The sequence below is a fragment of the Bradyrhizobium sp. STM 3809 genome (genome assembly GCF_000239795.1).
Lineage (GTDB): Bacteria > Pseudomonadota > Alphaproteobacteria > Rhizobiales > Xanthobacteraceae > Bradyrhizobium.
Genome location: NZ_CAFJ01000403.1, coordinates 1 through 1,510 on the forward strand (window position 1 = coordinate 1; position 1,510 = coordinate 1,510).

Here is a 1,510-nt window from a genome sequence, read left to right on the forward strand (position 1 = left end):
CCCCCCTACCCCAGCTTCCACCCCGCCTCCTGCGCGAAGCGCTGGAAGAACTCCGGCTCGTAGGCCTGCTCCGGCGACTGGCGCACGCGCATGTCCAGGAGCTTGGCGTCTTCGCCGACGAGGATGCGCCATTGCTCGGCCTTGACGCCGTCGAGGATGATCTTCGCGGCCTGCGCCGCCGTCGTCGGTGCGTCCTCGAGGAAGCTGCGGGCGCGCTCGCGGGCGGCGTTCTGGATGTCGGCGTCGCTCATCGCGGAGACGTCGATGCCCATGCCCTTCATGCGCTGGCGGGCCTGGGCGATCTCGGTGTCGCTGAGCGCGTCGGACTCGGTGCCGCTCTGCAGCTTGCGCGAGTTCGACACGATCGAGGTGCCGATATGGCCGGGCATCACCACGGAGCATTTGATGTGCGGGGCGTTGAGGCGGAGGTCGTTGATCAGCGCTTCGGTGAAGCCCTTCACCGCGAACTTCGCAGCGCTGTAGGCGGTGTGCGAGACGCCCATGCCGACCGAGGCCCAGAAGCCGTTGACGCTCGAAGTATTGACGATGTGCGCCTCGTCGGCCTTCAGCAGCATCGGCAGGAAGGTGCGGACGCCGAGATAGACGCCGCCCCAGCAGATGTTGAAGGTGCGCTCCCACTGCTCCCTGGAGTTGGTGAACAGGCTTCCGCCGCCGCCGATGCCGGCGTTGTTGAACAGGAGATGGATCCTGTCGGTGGCCTGCTGCTCGGCGAGCTCGTCGCGAAAGCGCTGCAGCTGCGCCTCGATCGAGACGTCGGCGACATGGGTGGTGACGCGCAGGCCCTGCGGCAGCTTTTCCGCCTCGCACAGCCGTTTGGTCTCGGCCATCGCCTCGGCGGAGACGTCGCACATCGCGACGTTGCAGCCTTCGGCGACGAGCTGACGGGCGAGCTCGCGGCCCATGCCCGTGCCGCCCCCGGTGATCACAGCGGTCCTGCCGGCAAAATCCTTCATTGGGTCGTCCTTCCCTGCTGCGGGATGGCCAAGGCCGCTCCCTGCGACTTCCTCGTTCTCTTCGCGGAACGCGGGCGCAGCTTAGGGCGTTTGGCGGGCGAGACCAGAGCCGATGGCGGTGACCTGTGCTGCAATGCACGAGAAAACACATTCGCCTTGGGGTTGAACGGGGGTTGAACCCGTCGAGCCGGCATCCGACTTATTCCGTGGGGAGGCAGGCTCGAGGAGGTTCGCATGGCGTACCAACAGGGGCACTGGCGACACGACGACTGGCGCGACACGATGGTCGACCCGGCTGCATCCGGCGACGGCGCCTATGTCACCGGCTGGACGATCTCAGGGCTGGCCGTGATCGGCACCATCGTCGCCGTCTGGCTGCTCGGCATCTGACCGGCGCGACGCGCATCATCATGACGAGACAGGCCGCGCCAGGCGCGACCCTGCATCGTATGCGCTGTCGTTTCCTGCGTCATTTCGAGCGCAGCGAAGCAATCCAGGACCGTGGTCGGGCCCCTGGATTGCTTCGCTGCGCTCGC

At 67.0% G+C, this 1,510-nt stretch carries 2 protein-coding genes; one reads left to right on the top strand and one right to left on the bottom strand.

Annotation, left to right across the window (positions count from 1 at the left end):
- Positions 1-5 precede the first annotated feature (5 nt).
- A complete protein-coding gene (locus tag BRAS3809_RS19960; RefSeq protein ID WP_035657089.1) occupies positions 6-974 on the bottom strand; it encodes an SDR family NAD(P)-dependent oxidoreductase in 969 nt (322 codons plus the stop codon).
- Positions 975-1,208: 234 nt separating this feature from the next.
- On the opposite strand from BRAS3809_RS19960, the gene BRAS3809_RS36695 reads away from it, so the two are divergent.
- Entirely contained in the window at positions 1,209-1,364 is a 156-nt protein-coding gene (locus BRAS3809_RS36695; protein WP_008963864.1) for a hypothetical protein, read from the top strand.
- Positions 1,365-1,510: the final 146 nt, after the last annotated feature.

Coding starts and splice junctions, on each gene's coding strand:
- BRAS3809_RS19960 (WP_035657089.1), bottom strand. CDS start 974: ATGAAGGATTTTGCCGGCAGGACCGCTGTGATCACCGGGGGCGGCACG.
- BRAS3809_RS36695 (WP_008963864.1), top strand. CDS start 1,209: ATGGCGTACCAACAGGGGCACTGGCGACACGACGACTGGCGCGACACG.